Source organism: uncultured Treponema sp., assembly GCF_945873775.1.
Lineage (GTDB): Bacteria > Spirochaetota > Spirochaetia > Treponematales > Treponemataceae > Treponema_D.
In genome coordinates, this window is record NZ_CAMCEC010000007.1 from 95,576 (window position 1) to 115,295 (window position 19,720).

Annotated in this window: 17 protein-coding genes; 10 read left to right on the forward strand and 7 right to left on the reverse strand. The window is 40.2% G+C overall.

The genetic code is table 11. The features are described from left to right. Nucleotides 1-494 precede the first annotated feature (494 nt). Genes Q0N70_RS05440 through Q0N70_RS05450 form a run of 3 tightly spaced genes read left to right on the forward strand, consistent with a single transcriptional unit; the run spans nt 495 to nt 3,402 of the window. Complete coding sequence (locus Q0N70_RS05440; RefSeq protein ID WP_294014572.1) at nt 495-1,646, forward strand: P-loop NTPase; 1,152 nt, start codon at nt 495-497, stop codon at nt 1,644-1,646. 6 nt (nt 1,647-1,652) lie between these two features. Then, on the forward strand, nt 1,653-2,654 hold the full coding sequence (lgt, locus tag Q0N70_RS05445; protein WP_294014575.1) for a prolipoprotein diacylglyceryl transferase: 1,002 nt from the start codon (nt 1,653-1,655) through the stop codon (nt 2,652-2,654). Next, complete coding sequence (locus Q0N70_RS05450) at nt 2,626-3,402, forward strand: bifunctional 2-polyprenyl-6-hydroxyphenol methylase/3-demethylubiquinol 3-O-methyltransferase UbiG (protein ID WP_294014580.1); 777 nt, start codon at nt 2,626-2,628, stop codon at nt 3,400-3,402. Before lgt ends, Q0N70_RS05450 begins: the two co-directional genes overlap by 29 nt. Before the next feature lie 138 nt (nt 3,403-3,540). On the opposite strand, the gene Q0N70_RS05455 is transcribed toward Q0N70_RS05450, so the two are convergent. The 6 genes from Q0N70_RS05455 to Q0N70_RS05480 form a co-directional block, all read right to left on the reverse strand. Beyond that, on the reverse strand, nt 3,541-4,713 hold the full coding sequence (locus Q0N70_RS05455) for a phosphoribosylaminoimidazolecarboxamide formyltransferase (protein ID WP_294014582.1): 1,173 nt from the start codon (nt 4,711-4,713) through the stop codon (nt 3,541-3,543). A 142-nt stretch (nt 4,714-4,855) separates the two neighbouring features. After that, nucleotides 4,856-6,151, reverse strand: coding sequence for a bifunctional phosphoribosyl-AMP cyclohydrolase/phosphoribosyl-ATP diphosphatase HisIE (gene hisIE, locus Q0N70_RS05460; RefSeq protein WP_294014585.1), 1,296 nt, complete (start codon nt 6,149-6,151; stop codon nt 4,856-4,858). A 29-nt stretch (nt 6,152-6,180) separates the two neighbouring features. Further along, nucleotides 6,181-7,518, reverse strand: coding sequence for a dihydroorotase (locus Q0N70_RS05465; RefSeq protein ID WP_294014587.1), 1,338 nt, complete (start codon nt 7,516-7,518; stop codon nt 6,181-6,183). A gap of 221 nt (nt 7,519-7,739) precedes the next feature. Continuing rightward, on the reverse strand, nt 7,740-10,205 hold the full coding sequence (locus Q0N70_RS05470) for an ABC transporter substrate binding protein (protein ID WP_294014589.1): 2,466 nt from the start codon (nt 10,203-10,205) through the stop codon (nt 7,740-7,742). A gap of 246 nt (nt 10,206-10,451) precedes the next feature. Then, the gene (locus tag Q0N70_RS05475; protein WP_367268260.1) at nt 10,452-12,311 is read right to left on the reverse strand and encodes a YgiQ family radical SAM protein; all 1,860 of its coding nucleotides are present in this window, start codon (nt 12,309-12,311) and stop codon (nt 10,452-10,454) included. Continuing rightward, the gene (locus Q0N70_RS05480; RefSeq protein ID WP_294014592.1) at nt 12,271-12,531 is read right to left on the reverse strand and encodes a DUF2442 domain-containing protein; all 261 of its coding nucleotides are present in this window, start codon (nt 12,529-12,531) and stop codon (nt 12,271-12,273) included. The genes Q0N70_RS05475 and Q0N70_RS05480 overlap by 41 nt, the downstream gene beginning before the upstream one ends. A gap of 243 nt (nt 12,532-12,774) precedes the next feature. Here Q0N70_RS05480 and Q0N70_RS05485 point away from each other — a divergent pair, with 243 nt between their 5' ends. From Q0N70_RS05485 to Q0N70_RS05515, 7 genes are all read left to right on the forward strand, one after another. After that, a complete protein-coding gene (locus tag Q0N70_RS05485) occupies nt 12,775-13,764 on the forward strand; it encodes a uroporphyrinogen decarboxylase family protein (protein ID WP_294014595.1) in 990 nt (329 codons plus the stop codon). 90 nt (nt 13,765-13,854) lie between these two features. Next, nucleotides 13,855-14,679: a transporter substrate-binding domain-containing protein gene (locus Q0N70_RS05490; protein WP_294014598.1), complete on the forward strand. Its 825-nt coding sequence runs from the start codon at nt 13,855-13,857 to the stop codon at nt 14,677-14,679. A 114-nt stretch (nt 14,680-14,793) separates the two neighbouring features. Then, nucleotides 14,794-15,495 (forward strand): amino acid ABC transporter permease, encoded by a 702-nt coding sequence (locus tag Q0N70_RS05495; protein ID WP_294014601.1) that lies wholly within the window; start codon nt 14,794-14,796, stop codon nt 15,493-15,495. A 12-nt stretch (nt 15,496-15,507) separates the two neighbouring features. Further along, nucleotides 15,508-16,239: an amino acid ABC transporter permease gene (locus Q0N70_RS05500; protein ID WP_294014605.1), complete on the forward strand. Its 732-nt coding sequence runs from the start codon at nt 15,508-15,510 to the stop codon at nt 16,237-16,239. Continuing rightward, complete coding sequence (locus Q0N70_RS05505; RefSeq protein ID WP_294014608.1) at nt 16,233-16,985, forward strand: amino acid ABC transporter ATP-binding protein; 753 nt, start codon at nt 16,233-16,235, stop codon at nt 16,983-16,985. Before Q0N70_RS05500 ends, Q0N70_RS05505 begins: the two co-directional genes overlap by 7 nt. Nucleotides 16,986-17,117: 132 nt before the next feature. Beyond that, nucleotides 17,118-18,290, forward strand: a complete 1,173-nt coding sequence (locus Q0N70_RS05510; protein ID WP_294014611.1) for a PLP-dependent aspartate aminotransferase family protein — start codon at nt 17,118-17,120, stop codon at nt 18,288-18,290. Nucleotides 18,291-18,296: 6 nt separating this feature from the next. Further along, nucleotides 18,297-19,472, forward strand: a complete 1,176-nt coding sequence (locus Q0N70_RS05515) for a MalY/PatB family protein (RefSeq protein ID WP_294014614.1) — start codon at nt 18,297-18,299, stop codon at nt 19,470-19,472. 34 nt (nt 19,473-19,506) lie between these two features. Here Q0N70_RS05515 and Q0N70_RS05520 read toward each other — a convergent pair. Beyond that, nucleotides 19,507-19,720 (reverse strand): hypothetical protein (locus Q0N70_RS05520; RefSeq protein ID WP_294014617.1); only part of this gene is annotated, 214 nt, incomplete at its 5' end.

The following is a 19,720-nucleotide window of genomic DNA, read 5'->3' on the forward strand; positions in this document are numbered from 1 at the left end:
TTAGCAACAAATTCGTGCGGTTTGTCATGATTTAGGGCGGACTGCATGAATAACAAACCGAGACTTCTTTTACAAAAAAACAAAAAATTATTTAAAGCTCCTTGTCATGTGCCATGACTTGTAAAACTATTCTAAAAAGTAACGAAAATTATTATTTCAAACTGATTGTTTTCAAACAGTAGAAAATTTACCCCCCCCCTGTCATAAAATTTGTATAAATGACAAGGGTTTTCTATTATCTATCTATTCAATTTTTAGCGTTTAAGTCCGGCGACAGTCTGCATGAACAGTCACCAAGCACATAAAATTCTTTAACACTACGCAAATACAGGACGTTTCTTTTCCTTGCTTCAACATTCCGTCCGAATGCTCTTCATTCCATTGTCCTTCTTCGTCAAGCACAGGATTTTCAAATGCCCTGCACAACAGGATTTACCTTGTCTATTTTAAAACTCTGTCTTTAAAATCAAAGCATTCTATGATACAATTGCATTATGCAGATTATTCCAGTAGCGAGCGGCAAAGGCGGCGTTGGAAAAAGCCTTTTAAGCGCAAACCTTGCAATTGCCCTAGGTCAGGCAGGCAAAAAAGTTCTTCTCATTGACTTGGATTTGGGAGCTTCGAACCTTCATCTTGTAATAGGCCATCCTAATCCAAAAGCAGGAATCGGCACATTTCTTACAGGTGAAAGCAAGTTTGAAGACATAATTTGCCCGACAGACTACGACAATGTAAGTTTTATTGCAGGCGACTCTGAAATTCCGGGGCTTACTTCTCTCAAAGTCAGCCAGAAAAACGAGCTTATAAAAAGTTTCAATAAACAGGAATTTAAATTCGACTATCTTATTCTGGACTTGGGAGCGGGAACTCATCTTACAATTCTTGATATGTTCCTTCTTTCTCCGCAGGGAATTGTTGTTACAGCTCCGACCGTTACCGCCACACTGAACGGCTATCTTTTCCTTAAGAATGTAATGTTCCGCATGATGTACAACACTTTCAAAAAAGGAAGCGCAGGCTACAAATATCTTGAATCCCTAAAAAAAGATTCACTTTCGCTCCAGAGGCTTTATATTCCAAAACTTGTTGAAATTCTTGAAAAAGAAGATCCAGAAGAAACTGCATTGTTCAAAAAGCGCATAAATGAATTCCATCCACGGCTCGTTCTTAATATGATAGACGACCCAAAGGATGCAGACAGAGCGCAAAGAATCCGACGTTCATGCCAGCAGTATCTGGATTTGGACTTGGATCATCTTGGCGTAATTTACCGCGACACTTTGCAGGACAAAGCTCTTTCTTCAAGGCTGCCGGTCATTGTCTACAAGCCGCAGTCAATTATAGGCCAGGCAATCTACAGAATCGCGGAAAAAATAATTCAGTCTGAAACTTTAAAGTTCGACGACAGCTACGACATAACTCAGGCTTCGGACACTTCATTTGAAATTGCCACGGAAGAAGCAAACGATGACTTTGGACAAAAAATGGCTTACATAGAAGAACTTGCTGGAACTGGCGCGCTTACTGCCGGGGAACTTGCGGAAACTTTAAAGCAACAGCAATACGAGCTTACAAGGCTAAAAAACGAAAACAATCTATTAAAGAAAAAACTTCTGGAAGCAGCGGCAAAAGGCTTCAAGGTGTAAAACAAAATGCTAAATTCTCTTTTATATATAAAATATCCGTCTTGGATTCACCCGGAGCTTTTTCCCGGAGTTCCACTTTTGGGGCTTGTGCGCTGGTACGGTCTTATGTACATAATTGCCTTTGGAACAGCTTTTTATATTCTGCGGAAAATTCAGCGTGAAGGCGCATTGGACACGCCGGATTCAAAGACAACAGAAGACGACATTTTTAGCTTTATTGCATTCGGAATCATTTTTCTTTTGGCAGGCGCGCGGATTTTTTCAACGCTCGTATACGACACTTCAGGGCTTTACTGGAAAAAGCCTTGGCTGATTTTTTGGCCGTTCGACACAGTTACAAAAAGATTCACTGGGCTTGCGGGAATGTCCTACCACGGCGGATTTCTTGGCGGACTTATAGGAATGCTAATCTGGTGCAAAAAACATAAAAAGCCTGCTTTAAAATGGATTGACGCAATGGCAGTTGCAATTCCGCTTGGCTACACTTTCGGGCGAATCGGAAACTTTATGAACGGCGAGCTTTACGGCAGAATAACAAAAGCTCCTTGGGGAATTGTTTTTCCACGTGCAGAAACTTTTTCTTCAAGTTTGGACTGGGTAAAGGAATTCGCTTCTTCAATAGGAATGTCTCTTGACGGAACAAGGCTTGTAAATCTTCCGCGGCATCCAAGCCAGCTTTACGAGGCGCTTTTTGAAGGACTTTTGCTTTTTGTTCTTATCTGGTGCTTGCGGAAGAAAAAACCGTTCGACGGATTCCTTACAGCCTGCTACACAATTGGCTACGGATTTGTGAGATTTTTTATAGAATATTTCCGCGAGCCTGACGCAGACATTGGCTACAGAATTTCCGCAACAAAAGACGCTGCAATTTATACAAACACTTCTCTATTAAATCTTAGCACAGGACAAATTTTCTGCCTTATGATGATTGCAGGCGGAACACTCATGATTTTTATCCTTGCAATGCTGAACAAAAAAAATGACGGAAATAGAAAAGCACTACAATAAACACAAAGAAGAAAACAGGCTTTTGACACGGCACGGAAAAGTTGAATTCACTGTCGCAATGAAATACATCCACGATTTTCTTCCTGCGCAAAACAAGCAGTTTTTTAAGATTGCAGATATTGGAGCCGGAACAGGAAGATATTCAGTTGCGCTTGCAAAAGAAGGCTTTGATGTTACAGCGGTGGAGCTTGTAAAGCACAATCTTGAAATACTTGAATCTAAACATGAGCGCGTAAAGTGCTGGCCGGGAAATGCGCTTGACCTTAGCTTTTTACCAGATGAAACTTTTGACGCGACAATTCTTTTTGGGCCGCTTTATCATCTTCATAAGGAAGAAGAAAAACTTACGGCTCTAAAGGAAGCGCGCAGAATAACAAAAAAAGGCGGAATAATTTTTGCCGCATATCTTTTAAATGAATACAGCATCCTTTCATATTGCTTTTCTCAAAACAGAATTCTTGAGCTTATAAAAAGCGGAAATGTTTCTAAAGATTTTCACATCGTGCCAAAAGAAAACGAACTTTACGATTATGTACGCCTAGAAGATATTGACCGGCTGAATAATTTAAGCGGACTAAAGCGGATAAAAGTATTTTCTCCAGACGGACCTGCAGATTTTATGCGCAAAGAGCTGAACGCAATGTCAGAAGAAACTTTTGAAAAATTCATTGAATACCAGATTTGCAATGCGGAACGCCCAGAGCTTTTAGGCGCAGGCTCCCACATTGTAGATATTTTGGAAAATTGAAAACAGATTTAGCAGGAAATTATCCAGTCAAGCTGGATAATGACATAACATAATTCCTGTGCAGTACGCTGCAAGGCAAACATTAACACAGGAATCTAACAGGGATAATGACACCCGCTACGAAGATAGCAAAAAATATCAGTGATGGAAAAGTCTGATTCCTGTGAACGCCATAACCATATTATATTTATCGCAGGTTTCAATAACATTGTCATCACGAATTGAGCCGCCCGGTTGAGCTATGACTTTTACTCCGCTTCTATGAGCACGTTCAATGTTATCTCCAAACGGGAAGAAAGCATCGCTGCCCACTGCGACATCAGTATTTTTTGCAATCCAAGCTTTGCGCTCTTCACGTGTGAACACATCAGGCTTTTCAGCAAAGAAATTCTGCCACGTTCCTTCCGCAAGAACATCGTCATAGTCATCGCTTGTATAAACATCGATTGTGTTGTCGCGGTCGGCTCTTTTTATATCAGCCTTGAATTTCAAATTTAAAACCTGAGGACTCTGTCTAAGCCACCACTTGTCAGCCTTGTCGCCAGCAAGACGTGTGCAGTGAATGCGACTTTGCTGTCCGGCTCCAATTCCAATTGCCTGTCCGTCCTTTACATAGCAGACGCTATTGGACTGAGTATATTTCAAGATAATCAGGGAAATCAAAAGATTGTCGCGCTCTTCTTTTGTGAGAGTTTTATTTTTTGTTACAATGTTTTTTAAGCAGTCGTCATCAAGTTTTATAAAGTTGTGCCCCTGTTCAAAAGTTACGCCAAACACTTGCTTTTTTTCTATTTCAGCTGGAACATAATTTTCATCAATCTGAAGAACACAATATCCGCCTTTTTTCTTTGCCTTGAGAATTTCAAGAGCATCGTCATCATAGCCCGGAGCAATTATTCCGTCAGAAACTTCCTTTTTTATTAAAAGAGCAGTCGCCTTGTCGCACTTGTCGCTAAGAGCAATAAAGTCTCCAAACGAAGACATTCTGTCTGCACCGCGGGCTCTTGCATAAGCACACGCCAAAGGAGTAAGCTCAACATCATCAGTGTAATAAATTTGCTTAAGAGTGCTGCTCAGAGGACGGCCAACCGCAGCTCCAGCAGGAGAAACGTGCTTAAAAGATGTTGCCGCAGGAAGTCCGGTTGCTTCTTTTAATTCCTTTACAAGCTGCCAGCCGTTAAGAGCATCGAGCAAGTTTATATATCCAGGTTTTCCATTTATAACAGTTACAGGAAGCTCGCCGTTCTCCATGTAAACTCTAGCCGGCTTTTGGTTTGGATTGCAACCATATTTCAATTCAAGTTCTTTCATATTAAACTCCAAAATTATTTAGTTTCTTAACTGTCATTCTCGTGCTTGACACGGGAATCTTGTACAGAATATTGATTATCCAGTCAAGCCGGATAATGACGTAAAATTACAAAACTTGACATTCAAATTTTTTTAGAAACTTTTATTTTTTATGTCTTCTGTCAAGCTCGTTGTAAACATCCTGCCAAGTTACGCCTTCTTTGTACATGAGGACGCTTGCAAAATAAAGAAGATCAGCGGCTTCCCAGATTACTTCGTCTTTTCCTTCCGCTTCTGTAAGCTCTTCTGCTTCTTCCATTATTTTTTCGCGCACACGCTTGTCATTTAAAGTCGCAGTGTAGCTGCCCGGACGCGGATTTGCAAATCGTTCTGCAATTGTTCCGTAAAGACGTTCCATGCTGCTTTTTTCATCAGCCTCGCTAGAAAAACAGTTAAAGCTTCCTGTGTGGCAAACTCCTCCGTGCGGAATAACGGTCGCAAGAATTGTGTCCCTGTCGCAGTCAGCTCTCATTTTTACAAGCTCAAGGAAATGCCCGGAAGTTTCGCCTTTTGTCCAAAGAGTATTTCTTGTGCGGCTAAAGAAAGTAAGTTTTCCAAGCACAAAAGTTTTTTCCAAAGCTTCCTTGTTTGAATAGCCCATCATAAGAACTTCACCGGCTGGACTTTGGGCAATAACCGGAACCATTCCATTTGTCTTTTCCCAGTCGATGCAGTTTATAAAGCTTTCCTTAAGATTTACAGCTCCAGTATACAAAGCCATTCCAAGCTGAACATCGCAATGAAGTTTTTCAAGCTGAACAATCTGCTCAAGGGAATTTACTCCGCCGGCAGCAACAACACGGCATTTTACAGAATCACGCAGCTGCTTTACCATCTCCATATCTGTTCCCTGCATACAGCCTTCTTTTTCCACGCAAGTAAACAAAAGCTCAGATGCGTATTTTTCAGCTTCACGTGCGCCTTCAATCAAAGAAATGTCAGCAGTTTCGGCCCAGCCTTTTACTGCGATTTTTCCATTGATTGCATCCACGGAAATTATAATGCGCTGTTTTCCAATTGAAGAAGCAAGCTCGTCAAGGAATTCTGTGTTAAGAATTGAGCCGCCGTTTTTTCTGTCAAGATTCCAAGCCGCAGAGCCGATTATAACTTTTTCAGCTCCAAGAGAAATAAGCTCGCGTGCTTTTTTTACGGTTCTGATTCCGCCGCCAACACGGACATTTCCCTTGCGCAAAAGAGACTTTAAAAGCTCCGTGTTTGCAGTATTTCCCTTTTCGTCAGTATTTCCCAAAGCCGCATCCAAATCTATAACTGCGACTTCGCCATATTTATTGAATTCTGAAATCAATGAGTCGGCATCATCACGCTGAAGAACAAGGTCTTTTCCGTTTTTCAACTGAACAACATGGCCGCCTTTTAAATCTATAGAAGAAATTACCATGCGCTGATTTTACCAAAAAAAAAAGACTGTTACAATGATGAAAAAACAATGTTTCCGTTGAAAAAAGTTGTCTTTATAAAGCCAAAAAGTTTTTTCCCTTCAAGCGGCGTAAATTTTCCTTTGCTTGCGAATTTTTGGCCGCGCACAGTCCACTGCTTTTCCAAGTCAACAAGAACAAGGTTCGCGGCAAATCCTTCTTTTAAAAGCCCTTCATTTTTTAAGCCAAGAATTTTTGCTGGGTTCGCGCTCATAAGCTCGGAAAGTTTTTTTAAGCTCATTCCGTGTTCTTTTACGAGCATTGTATAGCAAGCCGAAAATGCAGTTTCAAGTCCGCTGAATCCCGGGCTGCCGTTTTTCTTGTCCAAGGCTGTATGCGGCGCGTGGTCGGTTGCAATGCAGTTTGCAGTTCCGTCTTTTAAAGCCTGAATTAAAGCAAGCCTGTCATTTTCTGAACGCAACGGCGGATTTACAATATTAAAAATGCCGGGAGCTTTTTCTCCGTTCATAAAAATATGATGCGGTGTAATCTCAAAAGTTACGTCAATTCCTCCCTTGCGCGCCTTTTTTGCGGCCTCTACACAAGCGGCAGTGCTTACATGGCAAAGGTGAATATGGCAGCCGGCATCTTTTGCAAGCCTAAGATTTCTAAAAGTCGCAGTATCTTCTGCGCAAGCCAAAAGCGAATCGGCTTTTCTTAAATTATTTGCGGCTTCTTTTTTTTCAGCAGGCGAAGCATTTTCTTTTGAAAGAAGCTCCAATGCTGCTTTTCTAAACGGACGCGCGCTTTCTGCTAAAAAAGGATCTTCGCAGTGGCACGAAACAACAATATTTTTCTTAGCGGCAATTTTCATCGCTTCAAGCATAACGGAGCTATTGCAAACTTCTTTTCCGTCTTCGCTTATAACTGGAACTTTTTTTGCGTCAAGAGATTCAAGGTGGCTTATAGTTTTTCCGTCGAAATCCTTGGTAATTGAAACAGCCTGAATTGTTCTGCACCGCCCGAATTCAAAGGCCTTTTTGTTATTAAGTTCCGCTTGTTTCTGGCTTGAAACTACAGGATTTGTATTCGGCATAAGAACACAAGTGGAAAAACCTCCAGCAGCCGCAGCCGCAGAACCAGTTTCAATGTCCTCTTTTTGAGTAAGCCCTGGATCTCTAAAATGCGAATGCATATCAATGAATGAAGGCAAAACACAAAGTCCTTTTGCGTCGAACTTAGAAATAGAATCATCATTTAAAAGTTTTTTTAGAGAAACTTTGTCTGGAAATGATTTTATTTTTCCGTCAGCTAAAAAAACTGCGGTATTTTTTTTATCAATATTGGCATCAACAAGCCGGGCATTAAAAATCAAAACTGCATTTTGCATAGACTCATTATAAAATGAATCCATGCAAACTACAAGATTGAATTAATAATTGCCGCATCAAGTGCGGCAATGACAGGCTTTGTGCAAATTATAAAATTGAACATTAACGTCATTGCCGGGCTTGCCCCTGCAATTTTTCTGAAAGAAACTCGGTTAACAATTTCTGAACAATTGTAATTTGGATTATCAGGTCAAGCTTGATAATGACAGCAATCAATTTATTATCCAATGCTACGGAATTTTCTGTTGAAGTCTTCTATTTCTGCCCCGGAAATCGGCTTGGAATAATAGTAGCCCTGAATATAGTCGCAGTGGAAAGTCTTAAGCTTTTCATTCTGCCACTGATGCTCAACACCTTCAACAGTAAGCTTCATTGCAAGCGAATGAACAAGACGCACAATGTTCTTTATAAAGTCGCCTTTTTCGTTTGAAAGATAATTGTCCACAAGCGACTTGTCGATTTTTACAACATTAATCGGCAGGAACGTAAGATAGCTAAGAGAAGAATATCCAGTTCCAAAGTCGTCCAAGGCAAGAGAAATTCCGCGCTTTACAAATTCATTCAAAAGTTTTGAAACTGCTTCCTTATTTGAAATAAACAGGCTTTCTGTAATTTCAATGCAGATAAGTTCTGGCGGAATATTATAACGTTTCAAAAGCTCTTCAAGAAAATCAACATAATGAATATCCGAAACTTGGCTGTAGGAATAATTTATTGAAACTTTGTACAAAGGGATTCCGTGCTCACGCCATTCAGCCATCTGCCTTACAACTTTTTCTGTAAGGATTCTGTCAATTTTTATAATCTGTCCAGTTTCTTCTGCAATCGGAATAAACTGCGCCGGAGAAACTTTGCTGTTCTTGAGCCTCATAAGAGCTTCGTACCCGTGGATTTCTCCAGTTTCAACATCAATCTGCGGCTGGTACGCAACCCAAATTCCGTCGTTTGCAATAGCATCGTCAAGGATTCTTGAAATGCGGTTGTTTTCAAATATACGGTCGCGCATTTTTTCGTTAAAGAAAACAGTCTTGTTCTTGCCGGAATTTTTTGCACGGTAAAGCGCAATGTCCGCATTTTGAATCATATTTTCCATTTCATCATCAGAAGAATTTACAATTCCAAAGCTAGACTGAATATGGATTTTATTTTCGGCATAGTTAATCGGACTTTCAAAAATTGTTCTAAGCTCCTGAATTTCTATGGAATCTTCATTCAGCTGCTTTTCAAGATAAAGCACAAGGAATTCATCTCCGCCGAACCGCGAAACAAAAATGTCTCTTCCGGCAGAATAAGCCTTGAGCCTTGAAGAAATTGTCTTTAAAACAATGTCGCCGCAAGCATGGGAATAAAAGTCATTTATGTTTTTAAAATCGTCAATATCAAAAAGAACAAGCGAAAACTTTTTTCCAGACTTCTGAATATCGTTGAACACAGCCTGCGCCTTGAATCTGTTCGGCAAATCTGTAAGCGAATCGTGTCCAAGCATATATTCCATTTTTAAGTTTGAACAACGAAGCTCGTGCGAATTTTTTACTTCAGCAATTATAAGAATCAAAGAAACCGCAATGAAAATAAAAAGCGAAACAGCGACTCCGATTATTCCAAACAAAATTCCGCGGCTGTTTTTTTGCATCTGATCCTGAATATTTACAAACACGGAATTCAGCGGAAAAGCGGAAGCCTTTAAGTTGCGCTCTTCAATTACCTTGTAGTCAAAGATAAATTTTTCGTCTTTTATCCTTTGGAACGGAACATATTTTTCACCGTCAATAATATCAAGAGCCATTTTTGCGGCAAGAGCGCCGGCTTTTTCGTAGTCAACCATTTTTCCGCCAAGAAAACCGAATCCCACACCGTTCGCATTGTGGCTAAACACAGGCGCGGAAGTGTTCTTTACAATGAAGTCCGACTGCTCTTCCATGGAATATTTTTTGCCGCTGGAATCTTGTGAAGCTCCCAAATAAAACACAATAGTTTTGTCATCCAATGCGGAAAGCTGCTCGGCAATCTGCGCTTTTGTAAATGCGGAAGTATCAATTCCTGAAAGCTCTACATTCGGAATCCTTTCACCGGCGTTTATAAAAATATTGTAGTTTTCGTAACCAGCATCGGTCTTGTCATAAATGGCGACATAATGCTCTGCGGAAGGGAAAAGCTTTCTTGCAAGTGAAATTGTATCTGACAAAAATCTTGTTGTGGCAATTCCCCAGAAATTCTTTTTTTCGTAAAGACGCTCTGCCCTGATGTTGCTTTCTATGCAAAAGAACACAATTGGAATTCCTGAGAAAAGCGTATCGTAGTTGCGCTCAACAAAGTTGCATGAATTATTTCCGCTTACAAGAACAGCATCAAATTTTTTGTTCTGCTGCAAAAATTCAACACGTTCCTTTAAAAATTCTGGAAGCGTTTTATCATAAAAATCATCTGGCTCAAAATATTCAACATCGACATTTATGTTGTTCTTTAGGAATACATTTCTTATTCCTTTTTCCTGAAGATCAACAACATAAGAGTTCGGCATTGAACTTAGAAAAAGAACATTCGCCCTTGGATTTTTTAGCTTAGTACTTATAAGCGCAGAAGACAAACGGTTTTTATATAGAAAGAAACAGAGCGAAAGAACACTGCTCAAAAGAAGAAAAGACGCAATGCCCATCAGAATAGAAAAAGATCTTTTTTTTGCCATAACACTGCCTCCATAAAAAGCCAAAGTAAAATCTTACTTTAGAATAGCTTTTTAAGCCGCTTTTACGGTTTGGATAAACCCTAAATGAAAAACGGCAGTCGATATGCAATTTTGCAATGCAAATTTGCAAACTAGTTATACATAGCTAAATTATAGACCACATAAATTGTTTTTTCAACAGCTACCCCCCCCCACGAAGATTTTTTTAACAAAAACAGCTGAATTTTTGCATTTTAAGGCAGAAATTTACAATAAAATTTTTATTAAGTCCGCTCTTCCAGCCTGAATCAATGCTTCTTTTACAAACTGGGCATTTTCTTTTTTGTTAAACTGAAGCAATGCGCGCTGAAGCCTTCGTTCGTGTCCACCGCGGGCAACATAGACTTCCTTAAAGCTTCCATCTGAATTTTTTTCATGCGGATTCAGTCCTGTATAATACATGCAAGTTGCAAGGCTTCCCGGTGTTGGATAAAAATCCTGAACTTGGTCTGGAACAAAGCCAGTTTTCTTTAAATAAAGGGCGGTTTCAATTGCCTCTGGAATTCCAGCTCCCGGATGCCCCGCAATATAATAAGGAACGAGATACTGCTTAAGTCCAAGCTTCCTGTTTGCCTTTGCGTATTCCGCAGAAAATTTTTCATAGACGGCGTGAGTGCTTTTGCACATAAGGGCAAGAACTTTGTCGCTGACGTGCTCGGGAGCAACTTTAAGCTGCCCGGAAACATGATGCTTGCAAAGCTCATACAAAAATGCCTTGTCTTTATCAAGCATAAGATAGTCAAATCGTATTCCGCTTCTTATAAAAACCTTTTTTACATTCGGAAGTGAACGAAGCTTTTTTAAAAGCTCTATGTAATCTTTGTGGTCGGCTTTTACATTCGGGCACGGAGAAACTCCAAGGCAATCTCGGTTTTTGCACGCGCCGTTTTTTTTCTGAAACTCACAGGCATCGCTTCTGAAATTTGCAGTAGGGCCTCCAACATCATGAATGTATCCTTTAAAGTCAGAATCCTGCGTCATTTTTTTTGCTTCTGACAAAAGGCTTTCGTGGCTTCTGGCTTGAATGCGCCGCCCCTGATGAAAAGTTATCGCGCAAAAACTGCAAGCCCCAAAACATCCTCGGCAGCTCGTAAGACTAAATTTCACTTCGGAAAGAGCAGGAATCCCTTTTTTTCCATTTGAAGCAGCAACGTCATACATCGGATGCCACTTGCGTTCAAAAGGCAGCTCATAAATCGAATCAAATTCAGCTTGCGAAAGAGGAAACGCAGCTTTTTCCTGAATTACAAAACGGCTTTCAGAAGGCTCGGCAAGAACGCTTCCGTTTATTGCGTCTGTATTTTCTTCCTGAATTTTATATGACAAGGCAAACTTGGCTTTGCTTTCCGGCGTGTTTTTGCTTATCTCTTCAAATGAAGGAAGCATTATAGCGTCAGCGGGAACTTCATCTTTTTTGCCAGTGAACCAGCAAGTTCCTCTTACGCCACGGATTTTACGCGCGTAAATTCCTTTATCAAGCTGAGATGCAATTTCAAGAAGAGCTTTTTCGCCCATTCCGTAAATAAGAAGGTCGGCTTTTGAATCCAAAAGAACAGAATGCTTTACTGTGTTTGACCAGTAGTCATAATGGGCTGTGCGGCGCAGGCTTGCTTCAATTCCGCCGACAATCACATTTACGCCCTTGTATGCTTCGCGGATTTTTGCCACATACTGAATTACAGCTCTGTCCGGGCGATGGCCTTTTTCGCCTCCGTGGGAATAAGAATCTTCCGAACGAGGCTTGTTGTTCGCAGTATAATTTGAAACCATGCTGTCCATTGCGCCTGCTGTTACAAGAAACGCAAGACGAGGCTGCCCAAGAACTTTAAAGCTTTCCGCAGATTTCCAGTCCGGCTGGCACAAAATTCCTACAGAATATCCGCGGGATTCCAAAAGCCGTCCCAAAAGAGCCGCTGCAAAAGACGTATGGTCAACGTAAGCGTCCCCGGAAACAAAAACAAAATCAAGCTGACCTATTCCGCGCTCCTCAAGGTCTTTTCTGCAAACTGGCAAAAACATTGTTCTGTTACGCAAGCCGCTGAACTGATTCTGCTGAAGAAAAATCAATCAGAAGATTAGGAACATAAAGATCTTCATCAAGAGAATCCCAGTGAATTCCTATTCCATTTCCGCTAAGCTCATAATTATCAAGTTCCAGTTTTGCAGCATTGTCAAGTTTCGGAAAATAGGCTTTAGGCACTGAAAGCTGTCTTCCATCAACAAGTGAAATCCAAATATTAGAATCATCAAACCAAACCGATTTTGCCCTAGCATTTTGTTTAAGCATACTTCTACTATACTTTAGTTTTTGGTTAAAATCCATAATTTTAAAGCAAAAATACTTCAGCATTATTACTCGAATTTTTAGGCTGATTAACAATTAATCAGTTATAGGAATTTTCTATAGCTCAATATAAAAAAACAGTATAAATAAACCTATTGAAGCAATAGGAAATAATCAGTATTGTTCCATTGTCGCGCGGAAAAAAACACTTGCTTACATTTCATTGACTTTTTATTGGAGGAAAACATGGCAAACAAAAAACAACTTGTTCTTGACGCACTTAACAACAAACCAACTGAACGTGTTCCAGTGGGATTCTGGTTTCATTATACAAAAAACGAAATGCTCCCGGTTTCAGAAAATCCGGAGATGAGAAAGGAAAACTTGGACGGACACAAAAAATTCGTTCAGGAATTCAAGCCGGACTTTGTAAAACTTATGAGCGACGGATATTTTTTTGAGCCAAAGACAGCAAAGTTTCTTCACAATGTAAAATCCGCAAAAGAGCTTTACGAGCTAAAGCCGGTTTCTAAAGACGACAGCTGGATTACAGAACAGGTTTCGCTTGTAAAGGAACTTACTTCTTCGTTTGGAAATGAAGTTCTTACTTTTTACAACATTTTTGCTCCGGCAACAGCATTTAAATGGAGCGTTGAAGGCGCAGACAAAAAACTTGCCCAATTTATAAAAGAAGACAAATATGCAGTTCTTTATGCTCTAAGCGTAATCGCAAAAAATACGCAGGCAGTTGCAGAAGCCGTAATAAGCGAAGGCAAGGCGGACGGAATTTATCTTAGCGTGCAGACAATTCAAGACGCTTTTGTAGGACCTGACTTGTACGCGGAAATAATTTCCCCGTCGGAACTTTTTGTGCTGAATGCCGCAATTGGCGCAGGCGGAAAAAATATTCTGCACGTATGCGGCTACGAGGGAGCAAGAAACAACCTTTCTCTGTTCAAAAATTATCCTGCAAATGCCGTAAACTTTGCTTCTGTTGTTGAAGGAGTTTCGCTTGCAGAAGCAAAAAAGATTTTCGGCGGAAAAACAATAATCGGCGGATTCGCAAACACAACAGATGGAATTCTTTTCAGCGGAACAAAAGAAGAAATTCAGGCTGAAACAAAACGGCTTTTAAAAGATTCAGGGCGCACAGGAATAATTCTTGGAGCGGACTGCACAATTCCGCGCGGCACAGATTTGCAGCATCTTGAATGGATACGCGAAGCCGCAGAGTAAAAAAATATACACAATGCGATTCCCGGTGCGAATCCAGCAATGACAAGGGGCAAACCCGATAATGAGCAAAAAAACTAAACGAGGTGAATTATGAAAAAGACAATTTTAGCATTTATTGCGTTGGCAGCAATTCTTCCGCTTTCGGCAAAACCAAAAAAGTCAGACGGAAAAGTTCAGAAAATCCGTGTAGCTCACACAAACTATTATGTTCCTTATGATTTTGTAAACGACAAAGGCGAATCGGACGGATTTGAAGTCGCAGTTCTAAAAGAAATTGACAAGCTTCTTCCGCAGTATGAATTTGAATATTTTCCAACTTCCGACGATGACCTTTTGATTGGAGTTCTTCAGGGAAAATATGATGTGGGAACAAAAGGCGTTTGGATTACAGAAGAGCGCAAGAAAAAATATATTTTTCCGCAGAACCCAATTGCGGCAAGCATCATTGGAATTGTAATCAGAAAAGACACAGCGGACAAAATAACGGACATGAAGTCATTTGCAAAGTATTCAGGAAAACTTGTTCCAATAGGACCTTCAAATGCGCAGTACAATATAATCGATGAATACAACAAGCAAAATCCCGACGCTCAAGTAAAACTTGTGGCAGGAGATCAGTTTGAAGCAGCGGACGGTTATGTTTGGGTTGTGGAAGGAAGATACGATGCCCGGGTAGACATAAAGCTTTCGTTCCAGAACAACATTGAAAAAGAAGGCGCACCTTACGCAAAATACAAGGACAAACTTTCTTATGTTCCGTACAAGGCGATTCCAACCTGGCCGCTTTTCAACAGAAAAAATCAGGCACTTGCAAACGCTTATGACGAAGCAATAAAAACACTCAAGGAAAACGGTACGCTCGAAAAACTTTCGCAAAAGTATTTTGGTGAGGACATTTTTTCCTTTGTAGAATAAAAATGATAAAAAAATGGAGTTGCCCTAAATGCAAGATTGCCGTATCAAGTACGGCAATGACAACTTGAACTTGCTGGATAACTTCTATAAAAATTTTGGGAGCACCGTAAAAATATGGACAGACCATTTTATCCTGAAAAAATTCTTGAGCTTATTCCAGTTCTTTTGCCTTACCTGTTGGTAACTTTTAGAATTATCGCGGGAACAGTTTTGACTGGACTTTTCATAGGATTTTTTCTTGCAAAAGGAATGCTTTCTTCCCACAATGCGCCAAGGAAAATTTCTTCCTTTATAATAAACGCATTCAGATGCACGCCTTCAATTGTAATGCTGTTTGTAGTTTTTTACGGGCTCCCAAATTTATTCTGGGCAATATTCAAGGTTGACATAAACAGCTGGGGAAAATCGTTTTATGTAATTCTTGCGCTGGGACTTTTGTTTTCAGCAAGCGCGGCTGAAATAATGAGGGCAAGCTACTTAAGCGTTCCAAAAGGACAAAGGGAAGCCGCATTGACTTCCGGGCTTACGGAATTTCAAACTTTCAGGCGGATAGTTTTTCCGCAGGCATTCGCAGTGTCGCTTCCGAATCTTGGAAACAGTTTGATTGCGCTTTTAAAGGAAGGCTCGCTCGCATACACAATCGGACTTGTAGACGTAATGGGAAAAGGCAACCTTTTTATCAGCATGAATTTTGGAGCTTATGCTGTGGAAACTTACACGGCTCTTGCGCTTATTTACTGGACGCTCACAATTTCAATTGAGCAGATTTTCGGCAGGCTGGAAAAACATTTTTCACGCGGAAGAAAAACTTTTTAACAGGGAGAACTTATGTTTGACATAGAATTTTTCTTTAGAACATTTTTACTTTCTTTTAAAGCTCTTCCTGTTACGTTAAAAATAACCGCCGTAGCTTTTGCTGCCGGAACTGCGCTTGGATTTTTAATTGCTCTTTGCAGAATACACAAAGTAAAAGTCCTTTCACAGATTTGCGCATTTTTTGTTTCGTTTATACGCGGAACTCCAGTTGTTCTTCAGATTCTTGTTGTTTATTCAATAATTCCATCGCTTTTAAATTCAGTTTTTAAAAACGCCGGAAGCTCAATCGATGTGTTCAAGATAAATCCAATTGTCTACGCTTACATTGTATTTTCACTGAACAACACAGCGATTCTTTCTGAAGTATTCCGTTCAGCCCTGCTCACAGTCAGCAAAGGACAATTTGAAGCCGGAATTACGTGCGGACTTACAAGCTGCCAAACTTACAGAAGAATTATAATTCCGCAGGCACTGGAAAGCGCGCTCCCGAACATTTGCAATGCTACCGTGAATCTTATAAAAAATACTTCGCTTGCATTTATGATGACTGTAAAAGACATTACAGCGGTTGCAAGAATTGAAGCTTCCTATGGCTACAATTATATCGAATCTTACCTTGATATTTTTGTAATCTACATAATCGTATGTTCTATAGTCCAGCAAATTTTCAGGCTGACGGAAAAGAAAGTTTCAGTTTATAGAACAGGAAAACCCGCGCTAAAATTGGAAGGTGAAAAATGCTGAAAGTAAAAAATGTGCACAAGTCATTTGGAGAAAACGAAATATTAAAGGGCGTTGACTTGACAGTTGAAAAAGGAGACGTTGTTGTAATTCTCGGACCTTCCGGCTCTGGAAAAACAACTTTTTTGCGCTGCCTTGATTTTCTTGAAACTGCGGACAAAGGCGAAATGGAATTTGATGAAATACATACAAGCCTTTCTCATCCGCATAAAAAAACAGTTCTTCAAGTGCGCCGGAAAACTGGTTTTGTTTTTCAGAACTACAATCTTTTTAACAACAAAACTGCGCTTGAAAACGTAATGGAAGGTCTTGTTACCGCAAGAAAAATTCCAAAGGAAACAGCCAGAAAAACTGCAGAAGAAGCCCTTTTAAAAGTCGGACTTTTGGAACGCAAGGATTTTTATCCGTCTCAGCTTTCTGGAGGACAGCAGCAGCGTGTTGGAATTGCGCGGGCTATTGCAGCAAATCCTGATGTCGTTCTTTTTGACGAGCCTACATCCGCTCTTGACCCAGAGCTTGTTGGAGAAGTTCTGGGCGTTATAAAAAAACTTGCAAAGGAAGGAAATACAATGATTGTTGTTACGCACGAAATGAGCTTTGCGGAAGATGTGGCGACTCAAGTTGTTTTCATGGACGGCGGAGTTGTTGTAGAAAAAGGCACGAGCGCGCAGATTTTTCAGCATCCAAAAGAAGAGCGCACAAAGAAATTTCTTCAGCGTGTGTTAAAGCCAATTGAATATATAATTTAAATTCAAATGTAATTCCTGTGCAGCGATACAGGAATCTGTTATAAAACTTCAATAGATTATCAACCGAGTTTCTTTCAGAAACATCGCAGGGTCAAGCCCGATAATGACAATAAAAAAATCAGGCAGGAAAAAATGGCGTTATCAATAGAAACGAAATGCATTCACTTGGAAAACGAGGACAATTGTAAAAACCACTACGGCGCGGTAAGTTTTCCGATTTATCAGACAGCAACTTATGCGCATCCGGGAGCAGGAAAAAGCACTGGCTTTGATTATTCTCGGCTGCAAAATCCAACCCGTGAGCAGCTTGAAAAAACTGTCGCTTCTCTTGAAAACGGAATTGATGCGTTTGCACTTTCAAGCGGAATGGCAGCGATAAGTCTTTTGATGGAGTTTTTTTCTCCGGGCGACAATTTGATTGTGGATTCTGATCTTTACGGCGGAAGCATAAGACTGTTCGACAATGTTTCAGCAAAAAATGGAATTGAATTCACCCGCACAGAATTCAGCAAAGTTCGCAATGAAAACGGAATTGAAAATTTAATCACAAAAAACACAAAGGCTCTTTATGTGGAAACTCCCACAAATCCGATGATGAATGTTTCGGACATTTTGCTTCTTTCTAAAATTGCAAAAAAGCACGGACTTCTTTTGATTGTAGACAACACATTTCTTTCGCCATATTTTCAAAATCCGCTTAACCTTGGCGCAGACATCGTAATTCACAGCGGAACAAAATATCTTGGCGGACACAACGACACGCTTGCAGGATTTGTTGTCACAAACAGAACTGACATTCAGGAAAAACTGCGGTTTCTTATAAAGACAACTGGAGCTGGACTTGCGCCGTTTGACTGCTGGCTTATTTTGCGCGGAATAAAAACTTTGGCTGTAAGAATGGAGCGCGCTCAGGAAAACGCATTTAAAATTGCAAACTGGCTAAAAGAAAGTCCGCTTGTTGAGCGTGTAATTTATCCGGGCTTTTCTGAGCATCCGGGACACGAAATAATGAAAAAACAGGCAAGAGGATTCGGCGCAATGATTACATTCCAAGTCAAGTCGCAAAAACTCGCGCTTTCAATTCTGGAAAAAGTTTCGCTTATTCGTTATGCTGAAAGTCTTGGCGGCGTTGAAACTTTAATAACTTATCCTGCAACTCAAACGCATGCTGATGTTCCGGAAGAGCTTAGAATAAAAAACGGAATCACAAATGCAACATTGAGGCTTTCCGTTGGAATTGAAAACTGCGATGACCTTATAAAAGAATTTGAGCGGGTATTTTCACAGGCGCAAAAAGAGGAATAGAATTTTATGGAACAGAATCTTGACTTTGACACAATCGTTGACAGAAAAAATACAGACTGCCTAAAATACGACTTTGCAGTTCGGCGCGGACTTCCAGAAGATGTGCTTCCGCTTTGGGTTGCCGACATGGACTTTAAAACTTCAAGCTGCATAATCGATGAGCTTAAAAAAGTTTGCGAGCATGGAATTTTTGGATACACAGAAACTCAAACTGAATACTTTAACGCGGTTGCTAGCTGGATGCAAAATCAGCACAACTGGAAAGTTCAGGAAGAATGGCTTATAAAAACACCGGGCGTTGTGTTTGCTCTTGCAATGGCGGTAAAAGCCTTCACGCAAAAAGGAGACGCCGTTATTTTGCAGCTGCCAGTTTACTATCCGTTTATGGAAGTAATCCGCGACAACGAAAGAAAAGTTGTAAGCAGCGATCTTGTTCTGGGCAACGACAACCGCTACCAAATTGACTTTGCCGACTTTGAAAATAAAATAATTCAAAACAACGTAAAATTATTTTTTTTGTGCAGCCCGCATAATCCTGTGGGAAGAGTCTGGAGCAAGGAAGAGCTTTTACAGCTTGGAGAAATTTGCCTTCGCCACAAAGTAATTGTTGTAAGCGATGAAATTCACAACGACTTTATTTTTGAAGGACAGCACAATGTGTTCGCTTCATTAAACGAAGAACTTGCAAATATAACAGTAACTTGCACTTCACCAAGTAAAACTTTCAATCTTGCGGGAACGCTTATTTCAAATATTTTTATTTCAAATCCTGAGCTTAGAAAAAAATTTCAAAAACAAGTTGACGCTGCTGGAATAAGCCAGCTGAGCGTGTTCGGAATAAAGGCTTGCCAGGCAGCATACCAGCACGGGCTTGAATGGTTCACTTCTGTAAAAAAATATATAAAGGCAAACATTGATTTTATTGAAGAGTTCACGCAAAAAAATCTTTCTGACGTAAAAATGATTAAACACGAAGGAACTTATCTTGCCTGGCTTGACTTCCGCGGAACTGGAGTTAATGTGCAGGAACTTGAAGACTTGATTATCAACAAAGCAAAACTTTGGCTTGACAGCGGAAAAATTTTCGGAACATCAGGAAACGGATTTCAGCGGATAAATGCCGCCTGCCCGCGCAAAACACTTGAAGAAGCAATGAAAAGAATTCAAAAGGCGCTGAAATAAATTTTGTTGAAAAAGTTGAACAGTGATTTTATAATTATTGCATGAAACATTTTAAATTATTTTCTTCACTCAAAGCTGTTGTTTGCATTGCCGCCTTATGGGGGGCTGTGCAGCTGCTCTGGTTTAGACGGAATTTTTTCAGATGACGAAGATGATAGCAGCTCAAAGGAATCTTCATTTGCAGGAAAATACACAGATAGTGTACAATAAAGTTCGCAATTTGGGGTAGAAAAAAGCCATTGAAAATT

Excerpts from the sequence above, each read along its gene's own strand:
- Q0N70_RS05485 (WP_294014595.1), top strand. The coding sequence starts at position 12,775 with ATGGCAAACAAAAAACAACTTGTTCTTGACGCACTTAACAACAAACCA.
- Q0N70_RS05495 (WP_294014601.1), top strand. The coding sequence starts at position 14,794 with ATGGACAGACCATTTTATCCTGAAAAAATTCTTGAGCTTATTCCAGTT.
- lgt (WP_294014575.1), top strand. The coding sequence starts at position 1,653 with ATGCTAAATTCTCTTTTATATATAAAATATCCGTCTTGGATTCACCCG.
- Q0N70_RS05455 (WP_294014582.1), bottom strand. The coding sequence starts at position 4,713 with ATGAAAGAACTTGAATTGAAATATGGTTGCAATCCAAACCAAAAGCCG.
- Q0N70_RS05480 (WP_294014592.1), bottom strand. The coding sequence starts at position 12,531 with ATGCTTAAACAAAATGCTAGGGCAAAATCGGTTTGGTTTGATGATTCT.
- Q0N70_RS05450 (WP_294014580.1), top strand. The coding sequence starts at position 2,626 with ATGACGGAAATAGAAAAGCACTACAATAAACACAAAGAAGAAAACAGG.
- Q0N70_RS05515 (WP_294014614.1), top strand. The coding sequence starts at position 18,297 with ATGGAACAGAATCTTGACTTTGACACAATCGTTGACAGAAAAAATACA.
- Q0N70_RS05465 (WP_294014587.1), bottom strand. The coding sequence starts at position 7,518 with ATGCAAAATGCAGTTTTGATTTTTAATGCCCGGCTTGTTGATGCCAAT.
- Q0N70_RS05500 (WP_294014605.1), top strand. The coding sequence starts at position 15,508 with ATGTTTGACATAGAATTTTTCTTTAGAACATTTTTACTTTCTTTTAAA.
- Q0N70_RS05470 (WP_294014589.1), bottom strand. The coding sequence starts at position 10,205 with ATGGCAAAAAAAAGATCTTTTTCTATTCTGATGGGCATTGCGTCTTTT.
- Q0N70_RS05505 (WP_294014608.1), top strand. The coding sequence starts at position 16,233 with ATGCTGAAAGTAAAAAATGTGCACAAGTCATTTGGAGAAAACGAAATA.
- Q0N70_RS05510 (WP_294014611.1), top strand. The coding sequence starts at position 17,118 with ATGGCGTTATCAATAGAAACGAAATGCATTCACTTGGAAAACGAGGAC.
- hisIE (WP_294014585.1), bottom strand. The coding sequence starts at position 6,151 with ATGGTAATTTCTTCTATAGATTTAAAAGGCGGCCATGTTGTTCAGTTG.
- Q0N70_RS05440 (WP_294014572.1), top strand. The coding sequence starts at position 495 with ATGCAGATTATTCCAGTAGCGAGCGGCAAAGGCGGCGTTGGAAAAAGC.
- Q0N70_RS05490 (WP_294014598.1), top strand. The coding sequence starts at position 13,855 with ATGAAAAAGACAATTTTAGCATTTATTGCGTTGGCAGCAATTCTTCCG.